Annotated in this window: 14 protein-coding genes and 1 pseudogene; 10 read left to right on the forward strand and 5 right to left on the reverse strand. The window is 76.2% G+C overall.

Going from position 1 to position 17549, the window contains the following annotated elements; genetic code table 11:
* Positions 1 to 176 precede the first annotated feature (176 nt).
* On the forward strand, positions 177 to 1970 hold the full coding sequence (locus ANAEK_RS12320) for a DNA mismatch repair protein MutS (protein WP_012526464.1): 1794 nt from the start codon (positions 177 to 179) through the stop codon (positions 1968 to 1970).
* A gap of 18 nt (positions 1971 to 1988) precedes the next feature.
* Here ANAEK_RS12320 and map read toward each other — a convergent pair whose 3' ends face one another.
* From map to ANAEK_RS12340, 4 genes are all read right to left on the reverse strand, one after another.
* On the reverse strand, positions 1989 to 2978 hold the full coding sequence (gene map, locus ANAEK_RS12325) for a type I methionyl aminopeptidase (protein ID WP_012526465.1): 990 nt from the start codon (positions 2976 to 2978) through the stop codon (positions 1989 to 1991).
* A 165-nt stretch (positions 2979 to 3143) separates the two neighbouring features.
* A complete protein-coding gene (locus ANAEK_RS12330) occupies positions 3144 to 3641 on the reverse strand; it encodes a hemerythrin domain-containing protein (RefSeq protein ID WP_012526466.1) in 498 nt (165 codons plus the stop codon).
* Positions 3642 to 3765: 124 nt separating this feature from the next.
* Complete coding sequence (locus tag ANAEK_RS12335) at positions 3766 to 6054, reverse strand: nitric-oxide reductase large subunit (protein ID WP_012526467.1); 2289 nt, start codon at positions 6052 to 6054, stop codon at positions 3766 to 3768.
* Between the two features lie 31 nt (positions 6055 to 6085).
* Complete coding sequence (locus tag ANAEK_RS12340) at positions 6086 to 6694, reverse strand: hemerythrin domain-containing protein (RefSeq protein WP_012526468.1); 609 nt, start codon at positions 6692 to 6694, stop codon at positions 6086 to 6088.
* Positions 6695 to 6888: 194 nt separating this feature from the next.
* On the opposite strand from ANAEK_RS12340, the gene ANAEK_RS12345 reads away from it, so the two are divergent.
* A complete protein-coding gene (locus tag ANAEK_RS12345) occupies positions 6889 to 8445 on the forward strand; it encodes a sigma 54-interacting transcriptional regulator (RefSeq protein WP_232288200.1) in 1557 nt (518 codons plus the stop codon).
* Positions 8446 to 8465: 20 nt separating this feature from the next.
* On the opposite strand, the gene metX is transcribed toward ANAEK_RS12345, so the two are convergent.
* Complete coding sequence (gene metX, locus ANAEK_RS12350; protein WP_012526470.1) at positions 8466 to 10700, reverse strand: homoserine O-acetyltransferase; 2235 nt, start codon at positions 10698 to 10700, stop codon at positions 8466 to 8468.
* 403 nt (positions 10701 to 11103) lie between these two features.
* On the opposite strand from metX, the gene ANAEK_RS12355 reads away from it, so the two are divergent.
* The 8 genes and pseudogenes from ANAEK_RS12355 to ANAEK_RS12385 all read left to right on the forward strand — a co-directional run bounded on the left by ANAEK_RS12355 (position 11104) and on the right by ANAEK_RS12385 (position 17542).
* Positions 11104 to 12327 (forward strand): sigma-54-dependent Fis family transcriptional regulator, encoded by a 1224-nt coding sequence (locus tag ANAEK_RS12355; protein ID WP_012526471.1) that lies wholly within the window; start codon positions 11104 to 11106, stop codon positions 12325 to 12327.
* A 6-nt stretch (positions 12328 to 12333) separates the two neighbouring features.
* A complete protein-coding gene (locus ANAEK_RS12360) occupies positions 12334 to 13653 on the forward strand; it encodes a hypothetical protein (protein WP_012526472.1) in 1320 nt (439 codons plus the stop codon).
* Positions 13654 to 13690: 37 nt separating this feature from the next.
* Positions 13691 to 14149 carry a flagellar biosynthesis protein FlgB gene (locus ANAEK_RS12365; protein ID WP_012526473.1) on the forward strand — a complete coding sequence of 153 codons (459 nt, stop codon included), beginning with the start codon at positions 13691 to 13693 and terminating at the stop codon, positions 14147 to 14149.
* A 13-nt stretch (positions 14150 to 14162) separates the two neighbouring features.
* Positions 14163 to 14585 carry a flagellar basal body rod protein FlgC gene (flgC, locus tag ANAEK_RS12370; RefSeq protein WP_012526474.1) on the forward strand — a complete coding sequence of 141 codons (423 nt, stop codon included), beginning with the start codon at positions 14163 to 14165 and terminating at the stop codon, positions 14583 to 14585.
* A gap of 3 nt (positions 14586 to 14588) precedes the next feature.
* Complete coding sequence (gene fliE / locus ANAEK_RS12375) at positions 14589 to 14876, forward strand: flagellar hook-basal body complex protein FliE (protein WP_011420452.1); 288 nt, start codon at positions 14589 to 14591, stop codon at positions 14874 to 14876.
* A 21-nt stretch (positions 14877 to 14897) separates the two neighbouring features.
* Positions 14898 to 16049 (forward strand): annotated as a pseudogene (fliF, locus tag ANAEK_RS12380) (flagellar basal-body MS-ring/collar protein FliF); the annotation flags it as partial.
* 232 nt (positions 16050 to 16281) lie between these two features.
* Positions 16282 to 16500, forward strand: a complete 219-nt coding sequence (locus ANAEK_RS23345) for a hypothetical protein (protein WP_232288201.1) — start codon at positions 16282 to 16284, stop codon at positions 16498 to 16500.
* Positions 16493 to 17542, forward strand: a complete 1050-nt coding sequence (locus ANAEK_RS12385; RefSeq protein ID WP_012526475.1) for a flagellar motor switch protein FliG — start codon at positions 16493 to 16495, stop codon at positions 17540 to 17542. Before ANAEK_RS23345 ends, ANAEK_RS12385 begins: the two co-directional genes overlap by 8 nt.
* Positions 17543 to 17549: the final 7 nt, after the last annotated feature.

The following is a 17549-nucleotide window of genomic DNA, read 5'->3' on the forward strand; positions in this document are numbered from 1 at the left end:
CGGGGCGCCGCAACGGAATCGACGCCCCGGTCGGCTCCCGTTCGAGGCGCGCGCGCCCCGGCGCGCCGGCTGCGCGGGGGTGCCGCCTCCGGCGGGGTGCCGCCCGCACGGCGCCGTCCGGCCGCGGCGCGATCGCACGACACGGACGGGGAGGTCCGGGGTACCTTCGCCGCGACATGAACGACCCGTCCGCCCTCCTCCGCGCCCGCCATGCCGAGCGCACCGCCCGCGTGGCCCGGCTCGACCGCGCCGACGCGTGGGTCGCCCGCGCGAGGCTCGCGGTCGCGATCGCCGCGGTCGCGACGGCGGTGCTGGTGTTCGGGACCCACGCGCTGCAGGTGCGCTGGCTCGCCCTCCCCGCGGCCGCGTTCGTCGCGCTGGTCGTCGTCCACGACCGCGTGTTCCACGCCCGCGACCGGGCCCGCCGCGCGGTCGCGTTCCACCAGGCCGGCCTCGACCGCATCGAGGGGCGCTTCGCGGGGCACGGGACCGCCGGCGAGCGCTTCGCGGATCCGGCCCACCCGTACGCCGAGGACCTCGACCTGTTCGGCGCCGGCTCGCTGTTCGAGCTGCTCTGCGCCGCCCGGACGCGCGCCGGCGAGGACCGGCTCGCCGCCTGGCTGCGCGCGCCCGCCGACTCCGCCGAGGTGCGGGCCCGCCAGGCGGCGGTCCAGGAGCTGGCGCCGCGCCTCGACCTGCGCGAGGACCTCGCCGTGCTCGGCGAGGACGTGCGCGCCGCGGTGGAGCCCGCCCGGCTGGCGGCGTGGGGCGAGGCGCCGCGGCTGCTCCCGGCGTTCGTGGTGCCGGCCGCGCTCGCGCTGGCCCTCGCGGCGGTGGCGACCGCGTGGGCGTGGGGCGCGGGCTACGGCCCGGTGCCGTTCCTCGCGGCGCTGCTGGCGGGCTGGGCGTTCGGCCGGGCGCTGCGCGGGACCATCGCGGGCGTGCTGGGCGGCGTGGGGCGGCCGGCGGCGGAGCTGCGGGTGCTCGCGCTCCTGCTGGCGCGGCTCGAGCGCGAGCCGTTCACCGGCCCGCGGCTCCTGCGGCTCCAGGAGATGCTCGGCGTCGGGTCGCAGGGTGGCGGGCGAGCCTCCGCGCGCATCGCCCGCCTGGAGCGGCTGGCCTCGCGGGTGGAGTGGGCGCACAACCAGGCCTTCGCGCCGGTGGCGTTCGCGCTGCAGTGGACACCGCTCCACGCGGCGCTGGTCGAGCGCTGGCGCGCGGCACACGGCGGGGCGGTGCGCGGCTGGCTGGAGGCGGTGGCCGACCTGGAGGCGCTCTCGTCGCTGGCCGGCTACGCGTTCGAGCACCCGGCGGACGCGTTCCCGGAGGTGGTCGATCCCGGCGCGGAGCCGCGCGCGCTGCTCGACGGCGACGCCGTCCGCCACCCGCTCCTCGCGGCGGCGGTCGCGAACGACGTGCGCCTGGGCGGCGACGCGCCGGCGGTGCTGCTCGTCTCCGGCTCCAACATGTCCGGGAAGAGCACGTACCTCCGCACCGTGGGCGTGAACGTGGTGCTCGCGCTCGCCGGCGCGCCGGTGCGGGCGGCCCGGCTGCGCCTCACGCCGGTGCAGCTCGGCGCCACGCTGCGCATCCAGGACTCGCTCCAGGCCGGCAAGTCGCGCTTCTACGCGGAGATCACCCGGCTGAAGCAGCTCATGGACCTCGCCGGCGGCCGCTTCCCGCTGCTGTTCCTGCTCGACGAGATCCTGCACGGCACGAACAGCCACGACCGCCGCATCGGCGCCGAGGCGGTGGTGCGCGGGCTGGTGGCGCGCGGCGCGCTCGGGCTCGTCACCACGCACGACCTCGCGCTGACCGAGCTCGCCGGCCAGGACGGCGCGCTCGGGAACGCGCACTTCGAGGACCAAGTGCAGGGCGGCGAGATCGCGTTCGACTACCGGCTGCGGCCGGGCGTGGTCGGACACTCCAACGCCCTCGCGCTCATGCGCGCGGTGGGGCTGCGGGTGTGAGCGGTCCGCAGGGCCGGCTCACTCCTCGACGGTGAGCACCTCGACGCCGTCCTCGGTCACCGCCACGGTGTGCTCGAACTGCGCCGAGCGCTTCCCGTCGGCGGTCACGGCGGTCCAGCCGTCGTCCCAGAGGAGATCCTCCCAGGTGCCCTCGGTGATCATGGGCTCGATGGTGAAGGTGAGCCCGGGCTCCATGACGCGCTTCAGCGACGGGTCGTAGTGGTGCGCGATCTGGAGCGAGGTGTGGAAGCTCTCGCCGATGCCGTGGCCGCAGTAGGAGCGGACCACGCCGTAGCCGTGGCGCGAGGCGTGCGCCTCGATGGCCTTGCCGATGTCCGAGATGGGCCGGCCCGGCTTCACCACGCCGATGCCCTTCGCCAGGCACTCCTGCGCCACCTGCACCAGGCGACGCCCCTCGGGATCCACGCTGCCCACCAGGAAGGTGGCCGAGCAGTCGGCGTGCATGCCCTCGCGGAAGACCGTGATGTCGAGGTTGACGATGTCGCCGTCCTCGAGCGGCCGGCTGTCCGGGATCCCGTGGCAGATGACCTCGTTCACCGAGGTGCAGATGGCCTTCGGGAAGCCGCGGTAGTTGAGCGGGCTCGGGTAGGCGCCGAGGCGGAGGGTCTCCGCGTGGGCGATCTCGTCGATCGCGTCGGTGGTGATGCCCGGCCGCACCGCCTCGCCGGCCACGCGCAGCACCCGCGCCGCCGCCCGGCAGGCGCGGCGCAGGCGTGCCAGCTCGTCCGGCGTCTTCACGTCCTTGCCCTGGGCGCGCGGCCGGCCGCTCACGGCGTAGTCCGGGCGGGCGATGGTCGCGGGCACGGCGCGGCGGGGCGACACCACGCCCGGCGCGAGCGGACGGCGGCCGTTCCGCGCGGGCGCAGCCTGCAGCGCGCCGCGCGAGTCCGCGTCGAGGTGGCACTTCTTGTACTTCTGCCCGCTGCCGCACCAGCAGGGGTCGTTCCGCCCCGGCCTCGCGTGCGCCGCCAGCTCCGATCCGCTCACCGCACGACCTCCGTCCGGCCCAGGGCTCGAACGGCCCAGGTCGTCGGGTGTTTGTAAGGGAATCACCCGTCCCGGGCAACAGCGCGCCCTGGACGTGCGGGCCACGAGCCCCGCCGCGGCGCGGGCGGTGCGCGCCGCGGCAGGCAGCTCGGCCCGGGCCGCGCGCTAGATGGGCGCCGGCTCGTCGGTCTCGTCCGGGATGGAGGCGGACGGCTGCCCCTCCTCCTCCAGCTCCTCCGCCAGCTTCTGCATGCGGCTGCCCATCTCGTCGAGCTGCTCCGCCGAGCAGGCCTTCCGCACCTTCGGGAACAGCTCCTTCTCCTCCTCCTCGACGTGGTGCTCGACCTGCTCCTTCAGCACCGACATCTTCGCCTCGAGCTGCGGGTCGTCCATGCTCGCCTCGAGGATCTCCGCCAGCAGGCGCTTCACCGACAGGTGCTCCTCGACCGACTCGCGCAGCAGGTCCTCCGCGTCCTCGACCGCCTCCTTGGCCTCCGGATAGAAGATCCGCTCCTCGATGGTGGCGTGCACCGCGAGCGCGTCGGCGATCGCGCGGCAGGTCCGCTCCCGGGTCTTGCGGGCACCCTCCCCCGCGCCCTCGAACTCCTCGAACAGCTCGTCCACCTCACGGTGCTGCTGCTTCAGCATCTCGATGGCGTTCACGGCGCCTCCTTTCCCCGTGACTCTGGTCACCGCAGACGGGAACGGCCGGGGGCGGGCCGGAGGATCCCGGTCCCACCCCCGGCCGGCCGGGGAGGAGCACTCGGCGGCTCGCGCCGCCTGCGGTCTAGGCCGCCTTGCGCACGGTCGCCGCCTCGCCGTCCGCGGGATCGGCGCGGCGCAGCTTCACGTCGAGCACGATGGCCCGGAGCACGAAGCCGAGGAGCGCGAGCGCGCCGCCCACGAACACCAGGTCCGGCAGCACGCGGGCCCAGGTGACCGCGTGGATGAAGGCGCTGCCGGTGACCTCGGGGCTGCGGGCGTACCAGAGGCCCTCGCGCACCGCGATGACGAGCTGGTAGATGCCGGCGGGCAGGAGCGAGAGGACGATCATGCCCGCCAGGCCGGCGTTGAGGCCCCAGAACGCGATCTCGAGGAGCCGGTCGCTCCAGGCCGCGGTCCGCACGATGTTGCGCATCGAGAACAGCATCAGCGCGATGGCCAGGAAGCCGTACACGCCGAACAGCGCGCCGTGCGAGTGGATGGGCGTCGTGTTCAGGCCCTGCGCGTAGTACAGCACGATGGGCGGGTTGATGAGGAAGCCCAGCACGCCCGCGCCCACCGCGTTCCAGAACGCCACCGCCACGAAGAAGTAGAGCGGCCACTTCCACGGCGTCGCGTTCCCGCCGCTGCGGGCCAGCTTCAGGTTCTCGTACACCTCGAAGCCGAGCAGGGTGAGCGGGACGATCTCCAGCGCGGAGAAGGTGGCGCCGAGCGCGGTGATGAACAGCGGGGAGCCGGTGAAGTACAGGTGGTGGAACGTGCCGATGATGCCGGCGCCGAGGTAGAGCAGGATGGAGAAGTGGGTGGCGCGCGTCGCGGACCGCTCGCCCACCGCGCCGATCTTCGAGAGGATGAAGGCGAGCGCGACGGTCGCGAACACCTCGAAGAAGTTCTCGACCCACAGGTGCACCACCCACCAGCGCCAGTAGTCGGCGACGGCGATGTGCGTGCCCGGCGTGTAGAACAGGCCCACCGAGTAGAACAGCGGGATGGAGACCGAGGCGTAGAGCAGCAGGTGGGTGAGGCCGCCGCGGTCCTGCTCGGCCTTCAGCGCCGGCTTGATGGCGCGGTACACCAGGAACAGCCACAGCAGCATGCCGGCGATGAGCGCCACCTGCCACACGCGGCCGAGCTCGATGTACTCGTACCCCTGGTTGCCGACGAGCCAGCCGTTCGGGCCGGAGAGCTTGCCGCGGACGCCGAGGTACGTGCCGGCGAGCGCGCCGACCACGACCACCACCAGCGCGCCGAGCAGCGTCCAGACCAGCGCCTTCTGGCCCTTCGGCTCGTGGCCGCCCGCGACCGCCGGGCCGATGAACAGGCCGGTGGCGAGCCAGCAGGTGGCGATCCAGAACACGGCGAGCTGCAGGTGCCAGCCGCGGGTGGCGGCGTACGGGAGCAGCATGCCGAGGTCGATGCCGAACAGCTTGTTGCCCTCGACCGCGAAGTGGCCGGTCAGCGAGCCGAGCGCGGCCTGCAGGATGAAGAGGATGATGGCGACGGCGAAGTACGGCAGCGCGGCGCGCTGGCTGGGCGTGGGCTTCGGCTCCTGCAGCGGCGCGATCTTGACGTGGTGCTCGGGGTCCTTCGCGCGCAGGCGCAGGTAGTAGAAGATCGCGAGCGCGGTGCCGAGGATGAGCAGCACCATCGACACGATCGACCAGACCAGCGACGAGGGCAGCGGGCCGTTGCCGACCAGCGGGTCGAACGGGAAGTTCGCGGTGTAGGTGAACGTCTCGCCGGGCCGGTTGGTGCCGGCGGCCCAGGCGGTCCAGAAGAAGAACGCGGTGATGGCCTTCGCGTCGGCCGCGTCCGGCACGAAGCCGGCCGGGATCGACATCGGGTCGTTGCCGTCGCGGAACAGCTGCGTGTAGTACGCCACCAGCGCCGGATACGCCGCGACCTGGCCGGGCGACAGCGTCAGCGTGTCGGTGGCGGGGTCGTAGCGGTTCTGCCGCAGCTCCTCGGCGACCTCGGCCTGGACGCGACCCCGCTCACCGGCGGGCAGCGCGGCGAGGTCCGCCTGCGTGAAGCCGGCGGCCGCGCCGGGCGTGAGGCCGCGCTTCAGGCCGGCCGTGACGAGGCCGGTCCGGTGGAGCGCGTCGGCCGACCAGTCCGGCGCGAGGTACGCGCCGTGGCCCCACACCGAGCCGGTCTGCTGGCCGCCGCGGGACAGGTACTGGCGCTGGCCGAGGGCCACGTCCTCGGCGGTGAAGATCACCTCGCCGGACGGCGCGACCGCGCGGGCGGGGATGGGCGGCTTGTGCTTCGAGATCTGGGCGCCGCCGAAGATGAGGACGGTGAAGCAGGCGACGATGACGAACAGCGAGACTGCGCGGGCCTTCGGGCTCATGTCGGACGTCTCTCCTGGTGCGTGAAGTGGGTTAGCCGGCGCAGCCGAAGCGGTGCGCGGTGGACGGCTGGGCGCCGGGGTGGATGGAGCCGGCGTGACGGCGGATCAGCTCCTCGGCCAGCGCGTGGTACCGCTCGTGCGCGCCCGCGCCGGTGCGCTCCGCCTCGAAGCGGTCGCAGGCCGCGCCCACCTCCGCCATCACCTCGGGCGGCAGGTGCTGCTCGGCCATCGGGTAGAGGATCGCGTCCTCCTTGTGGATGTGCGCGTGGAGCAGGCCGGAGTAGCCGTGCGCGGCCGCCTCGACCTCCTGCAGGTCGGCGGCGCTCCAGGGCGCGTCCTGCGCGGCCTTCTCCGCCATGGCGCGGATCAGCGCGCGCCCCTGGTCGTGCTCGTGGAGCATGACCGCGATGGGCCCGCCGTTCGACGGGAACCCATGCTCGGTCATGGTGCGGAAGAGGATGTCCTCCTCCTTGCCGTGGTGGCAGCCGTCGGCGAACTCGCGGAGGAACGTGACGAAGCGCCCCAGCTCCTCCTTCTCGGTGGCCCCCTTGCGGCGGAGCTCCTCGGCGAAGCCCACCAGGGCGTCGCACACCTGCTCGATCACCCGGTGCTCGCCCATCAACGTCTCGATCGCATCCATCGTTCGGCCTCCCGTCCGGCGGCACCGCCGGTGCTTTGCTCCCGCGCGTGACCATCAGCAAGATGCCTGCCGAACTCGACATTCCGGAAATCACTTGTGTTTTCCGGCTCGCGCCCCCTGAGGCACCGATCGACCGTTGCCACCGGCACCGATATTTCGGTAGACACCGTTCCATGGTTGGAACCGGGCTCCCCGTGGTTGCGCAGGACGACGTGCACCGCCGGATCGTCGAGGAGGCGATCGAGCTGGTGCTCTCGACCGTCGATCTCCAGGCCGTGCTCGAGCGCACGGGGCGGCTCCTGCGCCGCCACTTCGGCGAGACGCGCGTGGCCATCAACCGCCTCTCGGCCGAGGACCCGACGCGCGCCGAGGTGGTGCTGGTCTCCGATCCCCGCCAGCCCTCGCCCGAGGTGGGCACCTCCTTCCCGCTGGCCGGCTCCGCCGCGGGCGAGGCGCTCGCGAAGCGCCTGCCCTGCGTGGTGGACCCGCTGCGCCCGCGCGAGCCGCGCTGGCGCGAGGAGCCGCTGCTCGCCGCCTACGGCTACGGCTCGCTGGTCTCGTTCCCGCTCGTCTTCGAGAACGAGCTGCTCGGGACGCTCGACATCGCGCACCCGCCGGCGGAGGGGCTGCTCGACTGCTGCTTCGAGGTGGCGCGGCAGGTGGCGCACCTCGTCGCCATCGCGCTCCACAACAGCCTCATGGTGGAGGAGGTGCAGCGGCTGAACCGGCTCCTCGGCCGCGAGAACGCGCTGCTCAAGGAGGAGATCCGCCAGATCAAGCGCGACTCGCGCTACGTGGCGGAGAGCGAGGGGATGCGCGCGGTGGTGGAGCGGGTGCGCCTGGTGGCGCCCTCCACCACCACCGTGCTGGTGCGCGGCGAGACCGGCACCGGCAAGGAGGGGCTGGCGCGGATGGTCCACGAGTTCAGCCCGCGGTTCAACGCACCGTTCGTGGCCGCGAACCTCGGCGCCATCCCCGAGGGGCTCATCGAGAGCGAGCTGTTCGGCCACGAGAAGGGCGCGTTCACCGGCGCCACCCGCCGCCGCGCCGGCCGCTTCGAGCAGGCCGACGGCGGCACGCTGTTCCTCGACGAGGTCGGCGACGCGCCGCCCAGCGTGCAGGTGCGGCTGCTGCGGGTGCTGCAGGAGCGGGTGGTGGAGCGGGTGGGCGGCACCGAGCCGGTCAAGGTGGACGTGCGCGTCATCGCCGCGACCAACCGCAACCTGGAGGAGATGGTCGCGCGCGGCACGTTCCGCGCCGATCTCTACTACCGGCTGGCCGTGTTCCCGATCGAGCTGCCGCCGCTGCGCGAGCGGCGCGAGGACGTCCGGCCGCTCGGGACGTACTTCCTCGCGAAGCAGGCGGCGCTCATGCACCGGCGCCCGCCGCGCGTGGGCGAGGACGTGTGGCGCGCGCTCGAGGCGTACGGCTGGCCCGGCAACGTGCGCGAGCTGGAGAACTTCCTCCAGCGCGCGCTGATCCTCTCGCCCGGCCAGGAGCTCTCGCTGCCGGCGCTGCCCACCGCCGCGACGCAGGCGTCCCCCGCCGCGGCGGTCGCCGCCGAGCCCGCCCCGCCCGGCCGCTTCGACGACGAGGTCCGCGAGCTGATCGAGCGGGCGCTGGAGCACGCCGGCGGGCGCGTCTACGGCCCGGGCGGCGCCGCGGCGCTGCTCGGCCTGCGCCCCACCACGCTGCAGGGGAAGATGAAGAAGTACGGGGTGGGCACCCCGGGCCGGCCGACCGGCACGTAGCCCCGGGGGCCGGCGGGCGGCTACCGCGCCCCGCGCCCGCTGGTGATCCGGAAGATCTCGGCGATGACGCCGCCGGCGGTGTTCGCGCCGCCCACGCCCGCGCCCTGCACCACCAGCGGCCGCTCGGCGTGGCGCGCGGTGGTGAACGCGACGTGGGCCTCCACGCCCACGAGCCGCGCCAGCGGGTGCTCGAGCGGCACCGCCTCCGGCCCGACCCGCGCCGCGACCCGCCCACCCTCCCCCACCGTCACGCGCGCCACGTAGCGCAGCACCTCGCCCGCGCGCCGCAGGCGCTCCACCCGCGCGGCCATCGCCTCGTCGTGCCCGCGCAGCGCCGCGATGAGCGCGTCGGGCGTGCCCGGCGCGAGCAGCGCCGGCGGCACGAACGGCTCGACCTCGACGTCCTCCAGCGCCAGCGTCGCCCCCAGCTCGCGCGCCAGGATGAGCGCCTTGCGGGCGGAGTCCACGCCGGAGAGGTCGTCGCGCGGGTCGGCCTCGCAGTAGCCGAGCCCCATGGCCCAGCGCGCCGCCAGGGACAGCGGCGTCCCGCGCCCGAGCTCGGTGCACAGGTACCCGAGCGTCCCCGACAGCGAGCCCTCCACGCGCTGCACCCGGTCGCCGGTCCGGACCAGGCGGCGCAGCGTCCCGATCACCGGCAGGCTCGCGCCCACCGCCGTGTCGTAGTGCCAGTGCCGGTGGTGCTGGCGGCGCATCGCCCGGAGCGCCTCCAGCCGCCGCGGCGCGACCGCCAGGGGGCGCTTGTTCGAGGCGATGACGTCGATGCCGCGCCGGAACGCCTGCTCGTACACGTCCTCCATGCCGTCGGCGGCGGTGAGGTCCACCAGCACCGGCCGCGGAAGGGCCGCGAGCCGGTCGAGCAGCGCCGGCGCCGAGTGCGCGTCCACCGGGCCGGTGGCCGGGGCGGCGGCGAGCGCCTCCTCCCACCGCGCCAGGTCCACGCCGCGCGGCTCGAGCAGCGTGCCCCGCGTGTCCGCCACGCCCACCACCCGCAGCAGCACGTCGTAGTCGCGCTCCAGCTCGGTGCGCTGCACCCGGACCTGCTCCAGCAGCTCGCGCCCGACCTTGCCCTTCCCGAGCACGAGCAGCGACAGGCCGCGCTCGGCGAACGCCTCCTCCCCCGGCATGGCCGGCGCTGCCGCCGCGGCGGCGGGTCGGCCGCGGAAGTCGGCCACCATGTCGCTCAGCCGGTCCACGTCGATGAGGAACGCGTCGTGCCCGTGCGGCGAGTCCATCACCGCGAGGCGCGCGCCCGGGACCAGCATCGCCACCTCGCGCTGCTCCCAGGGCCAGTAGAGGACGTCCGAGTCGATCGACACCACCAGCGTGGGCTGCCGGAGGCCGCGCAGGACCTCCTCGAAGTCGCCGCGGCCGCGCGCCACGTCGTGCGTGTCCATGGCGCGCGTGAGCGTGACGTACGTGGCCGGGTCGAAGCGATCCACCAGCTGCTTGCCCTGGTAGCGGAGGTAGCTCTCCACCGCGAACAGGTCCTCGGTCTGCGGCCGGCGCCCGAAGCGCTCCTCGAAGGACGGCTGGCTCCGGTAGGACAGCATCGCCATCATCCGCGCCGCGGCGAGGCCGGCCACCGGCGGCTCGTCGGCGGGGTAGCGCCCGTCCTTCCAGAGCGGGTCGGCGTAGATGGCCTGGCGCTGCGCCTCGGAGAGGCCGATGCACCAGGCCGAATGGCGCGCGGTCGAGGCCACGAACACCACCGACTCGACCAGGTCCGGGTAGAGCAGCGCCCACTCCAGCACCTGCATGCCGCCCAGCGAGCCGCCCACCGCCATGCGGACGCGGCGCACGCCGAGCCCGTCCACGAGGGCGCGCTGGACGCGCACCATGTCGCGGATGGTGATGGCGGGAAAGGTGCCGTGCCAGGGCGCGCCGGTGGCCGGGTCGATGGAGGTCGGCCCGGTGGTGCCGTAGCAGCTCCCCAGGATGTTGGAGCAGACGATGAAGTCGCGCTCCGGGTCCAGCGCGCGCCCCGGCCCGAACATCTGCGTCCACCACAGATCGGCGTCGGCCGAGCCGGTCAGCGCGTGGCACACCACCACCGCGTTGCCGCCGTCGGCGTCGAGCGTCCCCCAGGTGCGGTACCCGACCGTCACGCCCGGCAGCGCGCCCCCCAGCTCCAGCGGGAACGGACCGGGGATCTGGAACGAGCGCGTCTCCGGGGAGACGAAGGCGGCGCGCCCGGCGGCTGCGGTCGCGCCGGCGCTGCCGTTGCGGTGGGCCATGGAGCGCGGAGGGTATCGGCGGCCGATCGGGGGTGTCAAGGCGGCGGCGCCGGCCCTCCGCCGCGCTCCGCGGCCGCCTGCTCCGCGCGCGCCGCCGGCGGCGCACGGACGGTTCGTCCGCGAGGCGTCGCGCCCTGCACCTCGCGCCGATGACACCCGCCCGGCGGACATCGCACGGCCCCCCCTCCTCGACCCCCCGGGTGGCCTGCGCTGCGCCGTTTTCATGGTGGAGGGTGGCCACCGCACGCCGGGTGAAGGCTCACCCCCCGCCGCCGCACCGCGCCGCCGCCGGTTCGCGCCGGAATCGCGTGACGCCCGGGACGTGACGCGTTGGCCCCGACCTTGCTCTGGCGCCAACCGAGCGACGCGCCCCCCAGCGTCGCGACGAGAAGGAGCCAACGCCATGACGACGATCGCCACCACCGGGCCGGACGCAGCGCCGCAGCAGGGCCAGCACGGGCTCGTGTTCGGCCCCGGCAGCCCGCTCGGCGCGCTGGTGCGGACCTGCGAGCGCATCGCGCGGAGCGAGGCGACGGTGCTGCTGACCGGCGAGACCGGCACGGGCAAGGAGGTGTTCGCGCGCGCCATCCACGCCGCGAGCCCGCGCGCGGCGCGGCCGCTCGTCCCGGTGAACTGCGGCGCCATCCCGGAGGCGCTGCTGGAGAGCGAGCTGTTCGGCCACGTGCGCGGCGCGTTCACCGGCGCGATGGCCTCCCGGCGCGGGCGGGTGGCGGCCGCCGAGGGCGGCACGCTGTTCCTCGACGAGGTGGGCGAGCTGCCGCTGGCGCTCCAGGTCAAGCTGCTGCGCGTCCTTCAGGAGCGGACCTACGAGCCGGTGGGCTCGACCGAGGCGGTCCCCGCCGACTTCCGCCTGGTGGCCGCCACCAACCGCGATCTCTCCGCCGAGGTGGCCGCCGGCCGCTTCCGCCGCGACCTCTACTACCGCCTGCTGGTCTGCCCGCTCGAGATCCCGCCGCTCCGCGCGCGGAAGGGCGACGCGCTGCGCCTGTTCCAGCACTTCTGGGCCGCGCGCGGGGAGCGCCGTCCGCTCGAGCCCGACGTGGCGGAGGCGCTCGCCGCCTACGACTGGCCGGGCAACGTCCGCGAGCTGGAGAACCTGGTGGAGCGGCTCTCGGTCTGCGCCGAGGGCGCCGTCATCCGCGTGGCCGACCTCCCGGTCGCGCTGCGCTGCCGCCGCGCCAACGACGCGGCGCGCGCGCTCGCCCTCCCCGCCGCGCCGGCGTCCGAGGACGCGCCGGTCTCGACCCCGGCCGGCGCCGCGGAAGGCGACGCGGCGCCCCCGCCGGCGCCGGCCGCCAGCGCCACCGCGGCGCCCGCCGCCGTGGGGGAGGCGATCGACCCGGCCGTGCTGCGCGCCCTGACGGCGGAGGACGCGCCCCCGCCTGCCGAACCGACCTTCGACGCCGGCCGGCCGGTGGACCTGCCCGGCCTGCTGCGGCGGCTGGAGGACGCGTACATCTCGGCCGCGCTGGCGCGGACCGGCGGCAACAAGAAGGCCGCGGCCGACCTGCTGGGGCTGCAGCGCACCACGCTGGTGGAGAAGCTGCGCCGCCGCAGCCGCGAGGCGATCGCCGCGGCGCCGACGGCCCACGCCGCCCAGGCCTGAGCACGCGTGACGCCCGCCGCCGTCCTCCTGGCGCTCGCCGCCTCGGCGCCGCCGCCGCTCGCCCTCACCGTCTCGGCCGAGCGCATCGCGCTCCCCGCCGCGGCGGCCCCGGCGCGCCTCGAGGCCCGCCCGCTGGAGCACAGGGTGGCGCTGCGGGTCCCCGCCGCGGCGACGGCGGCGCTCGCCCGCAGGCTGCGCGGCGCGTCCCGGCTCTGTCCCGCGGTGGACGCCGCGCCCGGAGAGGTGGTGCTGCGCTGCACCGCGCGCTGGGTCCGCGCCGCCGTCGTGGAGGGCCTGCCCGGCCCGACGCTGGATCTGTTCGAGCTCTCGGTGCCGCCCTGGCGCCCGGAGGAGGAGGGCCCGCCGCTGGTCCCGTTCGACGGGGCGGCGCTGGGACTGGGCCCCTGCCCGGGCGAGCGGCCCGCCACCCGCGGCGAGTGCGCGCTCGCCGCCGGCGACCTGGCCGCGGCGCGCGCCGCCTTCGAGGAGGCGCTCGCCGCCGGCCCCTCCGCCCACGCCCAGCTCCGGCTCGGGGACCTCGACCTCCGCGAGGACCGGCCCGATGCGGCGGTGGAGCGCTGGCGCCGCGCGCGCGCCGAGGCCCCCTGGGGCCGGCTCGCGGCGGAGCGGCTCTGCGAGCTCGAGCCGGGCTGCCTCGCGGCGGGCGGGCGGGCGGCGGTGTTCGACGCGCTCGCGGTGGAGCGGCCGCTGCGGGCGGACCTCGTGCTGCGGCGCATCCGGCTGCGCGCCCTCGCCGGCGACCTCGCCGGCGCGGCCCGCGCCGTGGCCGAGGACTCGCGCCCGGCCGGTGCCTGCGCCGGCGCGGCGGCCTGGTGCCGGCACGTGCTGCTCGTCGCCCTCCGCCAGCCCGGCGCCGACGGCGCGGCCGCGCTCGCCGCCTACCTGGAGGTGCCCGGCCGCGGCGAGGGGCCGCTGGCGCTCGAGCTGGCGCGCGCCGCCGCCGACCGCGCCCTGCAGGCGGGCGCGCCGCGCTTCGCCGCCGCGGTGCTGGCCGGCCAGACCGGGCGCGTGCCGCGGGACGAGCTCTCGGATCACCTGCGCCGCGTGGTGGAGCTGTACGGCGCCGCCGGGGACGCGGTGCGCGGCCGCGAGGTGGCGCGGTTCGCCCGCACCCGCCTCCCCGAGGCCGAGCTGGCGCGCGCGCCCTGGCGGACCGCGCTCGCAGCGCTGCGCCCGTCGGCGCCCCCGGCCCCGCGGCCGGCCCCGGCCCGCCCACCCGCCCCGGCCGACGACGGCGACCTGCGCGCCGCGCGCGCCGCGGTGGAGGCGGCCCGGCTCGGCGCGGCCCCGGCGACGCGCCCCTGACGCCGCGCCGGGCACGGCGCTCGCAGAAGGAGCGGGCATGAGGATCTTCGACGCCACGCTCTCGACGCTGGAACGCGCGCTCGACGTCCGGCTGGCCCGCCAGACCGTGCTCGGCGGCGATCTCGCGAACGCGAACACGCCCGGCTTCACGCCGGTCGACCTCGACTTCCGGGCCGCCATGGCCGCCGCGGCCGCGCCCGGCCCCGACCTGCCCGCCGCCCCGCCGCCCAGGGTGGCCGCGCGCCGGGGCGACATCCCCTTGACGCTCGCCGCCGCGGTCGCCGGCGCCCCGCAGCCGATCGCCGGCCCGGCCGCGCCGGAGCGGTTCGTCGCGGAGGTGCCGGGCGCCGCGCCGGGGCTCGACGGCAACGCCGTGGACCTCGACCGCACCACCGCCGCCATCGCCGAGAACGCCATCCAGTACGGCGCGGCCGCCCGGGCCGCCGCCAAGAAGCTCGCCATCCTCCGCTACGTCGCGTCGGACGGCGCGGCCTAGCCCGGGAGCCGCCATGGACTTCCTCTCCGCCCTGAACGTCAGCGCGTCCGGCCTCGCGGCCGAGCGCGTCCGCGTCAACCTCGCCGCCTCCAACCTGGCGAACGCCGAGACCACCCGCGGCCCGGACGGCCAGCCGTATCGCCGGCTCGACCCGGTGCTCGAGGCGGTGCCGTTCGACGCCGCGCTGGGGGCGGCCGGCCCGGCCCCCTCCGGCGTGCGCGTGGCCGCCATCGCCGAAGGCGAGGGCCCCGGACGCCGCGTGTTCAGCCCGGCCCACCCGGACGCCGACCCCGACGGCTTCGTGACGCTCCCCGACGTCAACCCGGTGCACGAGATCGTGAACCTCATGTCGGCGCAGAAGGCCTACGAGGCGAACGCCACCGCGGTGGACACGCTCAAGACGATGGCGCAGCGCGCCCTCGAGATCGCGAGGTAGGCCATGGACGGCATCCGCGGCATCGGCCCGGCCCTCTACCAGCCCGCGGCGGCGCCCGCGGCGCGGCCGGAGGGCGGCACCTTCGGACGCGCGCTCGGCGAGGCGCTGGCGCAGGCGGAGGCGCTGCAGGGCGCGGCCGACGCGCAGGCCGCGCGCTCCGCGCTCGGCGAGGGCAACCTGCACGAGACCGCGCTCGCGCTGGAGAAGGCCGACGTGGCGATGCGGGTGGCCACCCGCGTCCGCAACAAGCTCGTCGAGGCCTACCAGGAAGTCATGCGGATGAGCGTGTAGCGCCGCGCTCCGGACACGTCCATGGAGCCCCTCCTCAAGCAGCTCCGCGAGCTGCCGCGCCTCCTCGGCGCCCTCCCCGCCGGCCTGAAGCTGGTGCTGGTGGCGGGCGCGCTCGCCACCATCGGCGTCGCCGCGCTCAGCGCGGTGCGCTCCTCCGAGGCGTACCAGTACGCCTTCACCAACCTCACGCCGGAGGACTCGGCCGAGGCGGCCGGCGCCCTCGGCGCGGCCGGCGTCCCGTATCGCCTGGAGGCGGGCGGCTCCGCGCTGGCGGTGCCCGCGTCGCGCGTGTACGACGCCCGCCTGCTGCTGGCCGGCGCCGGCCTCCCGCGCGGCGGGGGGGTGGGCTTCGAGATCTTCGACCGCGGCGACCTGGGCGTCTCCGAGTTCACGCAGAAGGTGAACCTGCGCCGCGCCACCGAGGGCGAGCTGGCCCGCACCATCTCGCGCCTCGCGCAGGTCCGCTCCGCGCGCGTGCACCTCACGCTCCCGGAGAAGGGGCTGTACCGCGACCAGGACCGCCCCGCCGCCGCGGCGGTGGTGGTGAACCTGCAGCCGGGGCGCACGCTCGACCAGCGCGAGATCTCCGGCATCCGGCACCTGGTGTCGTCCGCGGTCGCCGGGCTGGCGCCGGCGGGCGTCTCGGTGGTGGACGGCCGCGGCGAGGTGCTCTCCGACGAGGGCCCGCTGGGCGAGGCCATGGGCTACCAGCGCCGCATGGAGCGCGACCTGGAGCGGCGCATCGTGGACCTGCTCGGCCAGGCGGTGGGACCGGGGGCGGTGGTGGCGCGGGTGACCGCCTCGCTCGACCAGACCGAGGTCCAGAGCAGCGCCCAGGTCCTCGACCCCGACTCGGCCACGCTGCGCAGCGAGCGCAAGCTCACCCAGCAGTCGTCGAGCGACGGCGCGGGCCCGACCGGCGTGGCCGGCGCCGCCGCCAACCAGCCGCTCGCGCCGCCGGCGCCGGCGGCCGGCGCGCGCGGGCGCAGCAGCGCCTCCACCGAGGACCAGACCCGCAACTACGACGTCTCCACCACCACCACCACCTCGGTGGCGCGCGTCCCGCGCCTGGAGCGCATCTCGGTGGCCGTGCTGGTGGACGGCGCCGGGGGCGCGCCCCGCGCCGACGCGGAGATCGCGCGGCTGGGCGAGCTCGCCAAGCGCGCGGTGGGCTTCGACGCCGACCGCGGCGACACCTTCGAGATCTCCTCGTCCCCGTTCGTGCGCGCCGAGGAGCCCGCCCCGCCCCCGGCCCCCCCGCCCGCCCTGCTCGAGCGCCCCGCGGTGCGGTGGGGCGCGCTGGGCGCGGGCGCGCTCGTCGGCCTCGCGCTGCTCGCGCTGGCGCTGCGGCGTCGCCGGGCGCCGGCCGCGCCCGAGGTGCTGCCCATCCGGCCCGGCGCCCCGCGTGGCCGAGATCGAGGCGGCGCTCGCCCGCGACGCCGCGCTCCCCGGCGCGCCGGCACCGCGCCCGGCGGCGCTGGCCGATCCGTCCGCGACGCTGCGCGACCGCGCCCGCGACCTCGCCTCGCAGGACCCCACCCGCACCGCCCACCTCCTGAAGGCCTGGATCGCCCAGGAGCCCGGCCAGCCGGTCCAGCCCGAGCGGAGCAACGCCGATGCCTGACCTCGCCCCCGCCCCGCCCAGCCCCTCCCCGGCGTCCGCCCCCGAGCGCCCCGGTCCCGGCGCGCAGCGCGCCGCCGCCGTGCTGCTCGGCGTCGGCCCGGAGGTCGCCGGCGCCGTGTTCAAGCTGCTCGGCGAGGCCGAGCTGCGCCGCATCGCGCTCGGCGCCAGGGCGCTCCGCGCCCGCGGCCCGAAGGCCATCACCGAGGCGCTGGAGCAGTTCGTCACCAGCATGGAGACCGTGGGCGGCGACGCGGCCGCCGGCGACGACCTGCTGCGCGAGGTGGCGGAGCGCGCGCTCGGCGCCGACGCGGCGCGGCGCGCCTTCGACGGCGTGGTCCCGCCGCCGCCGCCGGACGAGGTGCTCGGCCCGGTCTCGCAGGCCGACCCGGAGGCGCTCGCCATGGTGCTGCAGCGCGAGCAGCCGCAGACCGTCGCGCTCGTGCTCTCCTCGCTCGACGGGCCGCGCGCGGTGGGCGTGATGGAGCGGCTGCCGGAGAAGCTCCGGCCGGACGTGCTGCGCCGGATGGCCACCATCGAGTCGGTGGCGCCGGAGGTGCTCCGCGAGGTGGGGCAGGCCCTCTCCTCCGAGCTGAAGGCGGTGGTGGCGGGCGGGATGCGCAAGGTGGACGGGAAGGCCACCGCGCTCGAGATCCTGCGCCGCTCGCCGCCGCAGGAGCAGGCGCAGGTGCTGGGCGAGATCGAGCGAGACGACGCGCAACTCGCGGGCGAGCTGCGGGGCCGGCTGTTCACGTTCGGCGACCTGGTCGCCCTGGCCGATCGCGACCTGCAGCTCCTGCTGCGCGAGATCGACGGGCAGCGGCTCACGGTGGCGCTGAAGGGCGCCACCGCCGAGCTGCGCGACCGCTTCCTGCAGAACCTCTCCGCCCGCGCGGCGGAGATGCTCGCCGACGATCTCGCGGCCATGGGCCCGGTGAAGCTCGCGTCGGTGGAGGCCGCGCAGCAGGAGATCGCCAAGGCGGCCCAGGAGCTCGCGCAGGAGGGCCGCATCACCATCGTCAACCCCGCCGAGAAGATGCTCTAGCCGAGGC

The organism is Anaeromyxobacter sp. K (assembly GCF_000020805.1).
Lineage (GTDB): Bacteria > Myxococcota > Myxococcia > Myxococcales > Anaeromyxobacteraceae > Anaeromyxobacter > Anaeromyxobacter dehalogenans.

What these genes read in the sequence shown, in the direction of transcription:
- ANAEK_RS12320 (WP_012526464.1), top strand. Translation starts at nt 177, where the DNA reads ATGAACGACCCGTCCGCCCTCCTCCGCGCCCGCCATGCCGAGCGCACC.
- ANAEK_RS12335 (WP_012526467.1), bottom strand. Translation starts at nt 6,054, where the DNA reads ATGAGCCCGAAGGCCCGCGCAGTCTCGCTGTTCGTCATCGTCGCCTGC.
- ANAEK_RS12340 (WP_012526468.1), bottom strand. Translation starts at nt 6,694, where the DNA reads ATGGATGCGATCGAGACGTTGATGGGCGAGCACCGGGTGATCGAGCAG.
- metX (WP_012526470.1), bottom strand. Translation starts at nt 10,700, where the DNA reads ATGGCCCACCGCAACGGCAGCGCCGGCGCGACCGCAGCCGCCGGGCGC.
- ANAEK_RS12355 (WP_012526471.1), top strand. Translation starts at nt 11,104, where the DNA reads ATGACGACGATCGCCACCACCGGGCCGGACGCAGCGCCGCAGCAGGGC.
- ANAEK_RS12365 (WP_012526473.1), top strand. Translation starts at nt 13,691, where the DNA reads ATGAGGATCTTCGACGCCACGCTCTCGACGCTGGAACGCGCGCTCGAC.
- flgC (WP_012526474.1), top strand. Translation starts at nt 14,163, where the DNA reads ATGGACTTCCTCTCCGCCCTGAACGTCAGCGCGTCCGGCCTCGCGGCC.
- fliE (WP_011420452.1), top strand. Translation starts at nt 14,589, where the DNA reads ATGGACGGCATCCGCGGCATCGGCCCGGCCCTCTACCAGCCCGCGGCG.
- ANAEK_RS12385 (WP_012526475.1), top strand. Translation starts at nt 16,493, where the DNA reads ATGCCTGACCTCGCCCCCGCCCCGCCCAGCCCCTCCCCGGCGTCCGCC.